Raw genomic sequence first — 6,455 nt, forward strand, 5'->3', positions numbered from 1 at the left:
CCCGCGCCGCCTTGACGCCGGCCGCGGCCGCCACCGAAGCCGCCCATCAGGCGGCCATGGACGGCTACCTGTATTTCTATCCCCTGGTCACGATGGACCTCACCCGACGCCAGTTCACCCATCCGTCACAGGGCGCCCAGGGCGCGCCGTCCAATGCCTTCCTGCATGTCCGCGCCCTGCCCCAGCCGGGCGCGGCCGCGCCATGGGCCAACCCCGACATGCTGCGCAGCACTGGCTGGCTGGACCTGACGGCCGGCCCCGTGGTGCTGTCGGTGCCAGACACCCAGGGACGGCTGTACACGCTGACCCTGCTGGACATGTGGACGGACGTGTTCGCCACGCTGGGCAAGCGCACCACCGGCACGGCCAAGGGCAATACGGTGATCGTGCCGCCAGGCTGGACCGGCACGCTGCCATCGGGCATGGCGCGCATCGACGCCCCCACGGCCCACGTCTGGGCGAAGGCCCTGATCCAGACCGGCGGTCTTGCGGACTACCCCGCGGTCAACGCCTTGCAGGACGGGTTCACGCTGACGCCGCTGTCGCAATGGAACCTGCCCGCCCAGTCGCAGCGCGTGAAGTCCGACCCAAACCTGGACCTGAAGATCCCGGTGCGCGAACAAGTCGAATCCATGCCCACCGACGCCTTCTTCACCTACGCGGCGGAGCTGCTGCGCAAGAACCCGCCGCACGCCACCGACCAACCCGTGCTGGCGCCGTTGCGCCGGGTGGGCTTGATCCCCGGCAGGACGTTCGACTTCGACCGCCTGGACCACCCCGCCAAGCAAGGCATGCGCCGGGGCCTGCGCGCGGGACGCGAGCGCATGGAAGCCGCAGCCGGCGGCACGCTGCGCGCCGTAAACGGCTGGCAGCAGGAAACGGCCAGCATCGGCGTGTACGGCAGCGCCTATCTGCGCCGCGCGCTGGCCGCCCAGGCGCAACCCGGTTCGGGCCTGCCCGAGGACCTGGCGGTGCTGCTGCTGGCGGCCGACAGCCAGGGCGCGCCGATCGATGGCGCGCACCGTTACGTGCTGCGCTTTGAAAGCGGCCAGTTGCCGCCCGCAGGCGCGCTGTGGTCGCTGGCCGCCTATGACGGCCAGGGCATGCCGGTGGCCAACATGCTGAACCGCTACGCGCTGGGTGACCGCGCGCCCTTGCGCTACAACGCCGATGGTTCGCTGGATTTGCACGTAAGCCACGCGCCGCCCGCCCCCGAAGACCAGGCCAATTGGCTGCCCGTGCCGGCCTCAGGGCCGGTAACGCTGCTGCTGCGCGTCTACGAGCCGGGCCCCGCGCTGCTGGACGGGTTGTGGATGCCGCCCCCGCTGGTGCGCGATGGGCCGCCACCGCCGGCGGAGGCGGCCCATCGCGAAGAAACCCTAGACGGCGCCGGAATGACGGCGCCATGACAGGCGCCTGCCGCTACCATAGGCGTTTTATTTCTGAATGATGAGCGCCCGCCATGGACGACGCCTTTAGCCACCAATTGTCGATGACCATCCTGATGACGCCGGACATGGCGAATTTTTCAGGGAACGTGCACGGCGGAACCATCCTCAAGTACCTGGACCAGGTGGCCTACGCCTGTGCCAGCCGGTACGCCGGCCAATATGTCGTAACCCTGTCCGTGGACCAGGTGGTGTTTCGCGAACCCATCCACGTGGGCGAACTGGTGACCTTCCTGGCGGCAGTGAACTACACCGGCCGCACCTCGATGGAGATCGGCATCAAGGTTGTTACCGAGGACATCCGCAAGAAACTGGTGCGCCATACCAACAGCTGCTATTTCACGATGGTGGCGGTGGACGACCAGGGCGCACCGACCGCCGTGCCGCCGCTTGCACCGCGCAACCTGGAAGAGAGGCAGCGCTTCGAGGCCGCGCGCCTGCGCCGCGAACTGCGGCAGGAAATGGAACGCCGCCACGACGAGATCAAGCGCGAGACCACGCACGACACCCCGGCCGCCTGAGCGCGCCGCGCCGGACAAAAAAAACCGAGCCCTACAGGCTCGGTTTTTTCATGCGCCGGGGCTCGGGGCCAGACGCCGTCAGGCGCGTTCCGCGGCGCCCGGCGGGCTGGGCGGCGCGGACGCCGGTTCGCGGTCGCGGCCCACCATGCGTTTGATGCCCAGCCATTGCTGCGACCAGAAGCTGCGGCCATAGTCGCGGCCGCCCAGTTCCGCCCGCTGGTCGTGGATGCCTGTGGGGCCGTAGCCCACGCCAAAGCGGGCAGTGCGGAACAGCACGTCCCAGATCGGAAACAGCGCGGCGAAGTTGTAGCCGCCGACCGGACCCGGCGAGGACGCGTCGTAGGCGATGGAATGGTGATGGCGGTGAAAGCGCGGGCTGACCAGCAAGCGTTCTCCCAGCGCGCCGAAATGCATGCGCAGGTTGGCATGCGAGAAGCTCTGCGCCAACTGGGTGATAGCCACCACGACCACGAACTGCGCGGGCGGCACGCCCACCAGCTGCGACACGAACACGACCAGCACGTCGCGCAGCATGTCGTCCAGCAGGTGATTGCGGTCGTCGCTCCAGATGGTCATCTGGCGCTGGCTGTGATGCACCGCGTGCAGCGCCCAGAGCCAGCTGAAACGGTGCTGGGCCCGGTGGTAGACGTAGTCGACGGCGTCGAACAGCAGCAGGTAGATGATCAGGCTGACCCAGGCCTTGTCCGTCACGCCGGGCCAGTACTGGTCCAGCTGGAACGGCGCGAAGCCCCAGACGTGCAGTTGCCCGAAGATGCTGTCCCAGAACGGGTCGATCGTGAAGAACAGCGCCAGCCGGAACACGCCCAGGCGGTGGATCAGCGTGTACAGCACGTCGATGCCGATCTGGCGGCGATCGGTGACCCCTTCAACCGGCCGCAGTCGCTGCAAAGGGCCGAACACCAGCACCAGCACGGCGACCTGAACCAGACCCATCAGCAGCCACATGGTGGCGTCGTAGCCGTCTTCGATGAAGTTGCTCATCCCCAGGTGAAACAGCGCAGGCTGGATCAGCGTTTCGAAGAGCCATTGCTGGCAGGCCCCGAAGAATTGACTAAGCGTATCCATGATCAGTGATGCGTGGCGATCCAATCGCGGTAAGCGGGATGCGTATTCAAGGTAGCAAAACAATAGCCCTTCTGCTGCAGGCCCACAATCAAGGGCTCCAGCACGGCGGGCGCCCAGGGGTCCTGGCGCGACCAGATGCCCAGGTGGGCCAGCAGGATGTCGCCCGGCTTGATGGTGCGCAGCGCCTGGTCCAGCAACTTGGCATTGGGGTATTTATCGCTGGGCAACTCGTCGCCCAGGAAGCCGGCGGGCGCCCAGCCCACGTGCTCGAATCCGCACGCCTTGGCTGCCTTCAGCAGCGCGGGCGAGGTCTTGCCGCCCGGCGCACGGTAGATCGGCAGCATGTTCTGGCCCGTCATCTGGTGAAATCGGGTGGCCGAACGCTTGATCTCGGCGCAATACTGCTCGGCCGTCCATTCCTCGCGCTTGCCCGTTTCCGGGCCGGCGCTGGGCTTGACGCGGAACTTGCCGCCGGGCAGGTCGCCTTGCCAGTAGACGTGGTCGTACGTGTGCGAACCGAAGGCATGGCCTTCCGCCGCGCGCGCCTTCCACCACGGCGCCCACACGTCGTCCAGGCTGGCGCCGTCGGTCTTGGTGCGCTCATTGGCCAGGAAGAAGGTGACTTTGACGTGATGGCGGTTGAGCACGTCGGCGATCAGCGGCGCCACGCCCATGTGGCCGGTGTCGAACGTCAGATACACCGGCTTGTCGCACGTCGTCGGCGCGGCCGCATTCGCCATCGGGACGGCAAACGCCAGCACCGCCGCAAGAAGGCTTTTCACCGCCGGGCCGCCCCAAGGTGAAAATGCCCCCCCGGGGGGCAGCAAACCCGCGACAGCGGGTGCAGCGTGGGGGCTCTTTTTCACCGCCGGGCCGCCCCAAGGTGAAAATGCCCCCCCGGGGGGCAGCAAACCCGCGACAGCGGGTGCAGCGTGGGGGCTCTTTTTCACCGCCGGGCCGCCCCAAGGTGAAAACGCCCCCCCGGGGGGCAGCAAACCCGCGACAGCGGGTGCAGCGTGGGGGCTCCTACCTCGTTGGCGCATGATTCAGGGTCCAGACACCGTGGGGCGACTTGCCGACCGACACCTGGTTCACGACCTTCTTCTGCTCAAGGTCCACCACAGTCATCTTGCGCGCCCAGCGCGACGTGACCAGCAGCGTCTTGCCGTCGGCCAGCACGTCCATGCAGTCGGGGCCGCCCGGCACCGGGAAGGTGTCGGTGACGGCCAGCGTCTGCATGTCGATGCGGCTGATGGAATTGGCGGTGCGGTTGCTGACGAACAGATGGCGCTTGTCGCCCTGCGCGCGGAAAGCGTGCGCGCCGGCGGCCGTGGGGATGCGCTTGACCAGTTTGGCGGGGCCGTTGCTGACGTCGTAGGCTTCGACGAACGAGTCGCCGGTCAGCGCCACCAGCAGCGTCTTCTGGTCGGGCGTCAGGAACACGTCGGCCGGCGTCTTGCCGACGGACACCGTCCACTTGGGCGTCTGCGTGGCCAGGTCGATGGCGATCAGCTGATCGCTGTCCTGCAGCGTCACGTAGGCCGTGGTGCTTTTCTTGTCGATCATGATGTGGCTGGGCGTCTTGCCTGCCGGGACGCGCTTGACCAGCTTCAGCTCGGCGCCCTTTTCCTGCGGCTGCCAGGCATAGATGTCGATATGGTCCAGGCGGTTGGCCGCCGTGACGAACCACTTCATGTCCGGCGAAAACTGCAGCTGGTAGGGATCGACGATACCGGTCAGCGTGCGCTGCACGTCACCCGTCTTGGGATCCATCATCGTGATGGTGTTGCCGGTGGCATTGGCCACCATCAGCGACTTCTCATCCGGGGTCAGGTACAGGTGATGCGGCTCTTTGCCGGTCGGCACGCGCCGCAGTTCCTTGTAGGACACGGGATCGATGATGCTGACGTTGGCGTCCAGGGAGTTCAGGACAAAAATCGGGGCGGATGCCGCCGCTGCGCTAAGCGCCATCCCTACGCCGGCCAAGGCGTAGCGGACAAAATGCAAGGGGTTCAATTTCAAGGTCCGGCAAGTAAGGATCGGGCACCGATCCCAATGCCCGCCATTTTAGGCACAGCCACCTTTCAAAAGGGCAACAGCCGGGGGTTTGGCGACAAACGTACACGCCTGTTGCGACCCCGCAACAACCCCCGCCTGAAAACCCTCTGAATTCACTGAAAAGTCATTTGGCGCCAACGGGTTGCGCATCAGCATCGGCCCAGGCGTCGGACGCGATATCGCGTTCGCGCAAGGCGGCCGCGCGGGACGCCGACGAGGGGCCCAGATCGGCTTCCCGCACGCCGCCTTGCGGACCGATGACAAAGGTGCCGATGCCGGTCTTGCCGTAGCGCGCCGGCCAGGCCACGATGCGATACGCAGTGTCTTGCCCACCCGGCAGCACCTTGTAGCGGTAGCCGGCATAGGCGTCCTCGACCGGCACTTCAGGTCCCATCACCAACGCGTCCGGCCCAAAGGCCTGCGGCGGCGCGCCCGGCACCTCGGGCCAGTACAAGCCGTCCATCGTGCCGGGGCGGCTGACCAGGCGGGTTGCATAGCGGCCCTGCCCCACGCCTTGTTGATAGCGGGTCTGCGCCGCCTGCAGCTGCTGCAGGGTTTCGATCGCAGTCAGTTCGTTGCGGCCGATCGCACGGCGCTGGATTTCGGCCTTGCCCGCCGCCGGGTCGAACCGCCAGCCCTTGCCTGTTTGCACGATGGGCACTGGCATGGTCCATCCGGAATCGCCGACGGCCAGCCAGGAACGGCCGCCTTCCGCGACGATCTCGTGCTTTTTCGCCCATGCCGCCAGGAAACGGTAGATGTCGTCCTGCGCCACGCCGCCCGGCACGATCTGCTTGTGATCGGGGCCCAATACGCGGGCGATCGCGGCCAGATCGCTGGTGGCCAGCGCATCGGCAAAGGCGTCCCCCGCGGCCTGCGCTGTCGGATACAGGCTTTGCGCCGCCGCCGGGGCCGCCAGCCCCAGCGTCAGCAGTGTCGCGGCGCCCAGCACGCGGGCACGATCCCAGGCATTCGTCATGAAAGCTCCCTTGTCCATGGTGCTCACCTCCGGCCGCCCATATGACGCCCGCCGCCCCCGCCGCCGCCTCGCTGCACGCCACCTCCGCCGCCGCCGCGGTTCATGTCGCTGCGGTGGCTTTGCTGACGCATGCGGTCGCCGTTGCCGGCGTCGTGCAGCGCGCTGCTGCTGTTGGACGCCCGCGCCCGGTCTCGCGCCGCGGATTCGTCGGCACGCTGGCGTTGCGCCGCGGCTTGCCGATCATGCGTGGATGCGCCGGAGGCGTGCTGCGTCTGCCCGCCCTGCGCCCGGTCTCGTGCGCCTTGTCCCGCGCCTGCGCCCTGGGGATGGTCACGCGCGCCTTGTCCCGCGCCCTGAGCCCGG

7 protein-coding genes are annotated in these 6,455 nt (G+C 67.5%); 3 read left to right on the plus strand and 4 right to left on the minus strand.

Annotated elements, in window-relative coordinates:
• Positions 1-1,409: DUF1254 domain-containing protein (locus HG262_RS30660; protein WP_169274577.1), on the plus strand; the 1,409-nt coding region annotated here is incomplete at its 5' end.
• A 53-nt stretch (positions 1,410-1,462) separates the two neighbouring features.
• Positions 1,463-1,969 (plus strand): acyl-CoA thioesterase, encoded by a 507-nt coding sequence (locus HG262_RS30665; RefSeq protein ID WP_169274578.1) that lies wholly within the window; start codon positions 1,463-1,465, stop codon positions 1,967-1,969.
• 78 nt (positions 1,970-2,047) lie between these two features.
• On the opposite strand, the gene HG262_RS30670 is transcribed toward HG262_RS30665, so the two are convergent.
• From HG262_RS30670 to HG262_RS30685, 4 genes are all read right to left on the minus strand, one after another.
• Positions 2,048-3,055 carry a sterol desaturase family protein gene (locus HG262_RS30670; RefSeq protein ID WP_169274579.1) on the minus strand — a complete coding sequence of 336 codons (1,008 nt, stop codon included), beginning with the start codon at positions 3,053-3,055 and terminating at the stop codon, positions 2,048-2,050.
• 2 nt (positions 3,056-3,057) lie between these two features.
• Positions 3,058-3,795: a polysaccharide deacetylase family protein gene (locus HG262_RS30675; protein ID WP_006227323.1), complete on the minus strand. Its 738-nt coding sequence runs from the start codon at positions 3,793-3,795 to the stop codon at positions 3,058-3,060.
• A 286-nt stretch (positions 3,796-4,081) separates the two neighbouring features.
• The gene (locus HG262_RS30680; protein ID WP_169274583.1) at positions 4,082-5,026 is read right to left on the minus strand and encodes a beta-propeller fold lactonase family protein; all 945 of its coding nucleotides are present in this window, start codon (positions 5,024-5,026) and stop codon (positions 4,082-4,084) included.
• Positions 5,027-5,237: 211 nt separating this feature from the next.
• Entirely contained in the window at positions 5,238-6,110 is an 873-nt protein-coding gene (locus HG262_RS30685; protein WP_169274581.1) for a DUF2950 family protein, read from the minus strand.
• A 23-nt stretch (positions 6,111-6,133) separates the two neighbouring features.
• Between HG262_RS30685 and HG262_RS31160 the strand changes: the two genes are divergently transcribed.
• Positions 6,134-6,455 (plus strand): hypothetical protein (locus HG262_RS31160; RefSeq protein ID WP_169274582.1); only part of this gene is annotated, 322 nt, incomplete at its 3' end.

The sequence above is a fragment of the Achromobacter sp. Bel genome (genome assembly GCF_012928505.1).
In the GTDB taxonomy this organism is placed as follows: Bacteria; Pseudomonadota; Gammaproteobacteria; order Burkholderiales; family Burkholderiaceae_B; genus Achromobacter.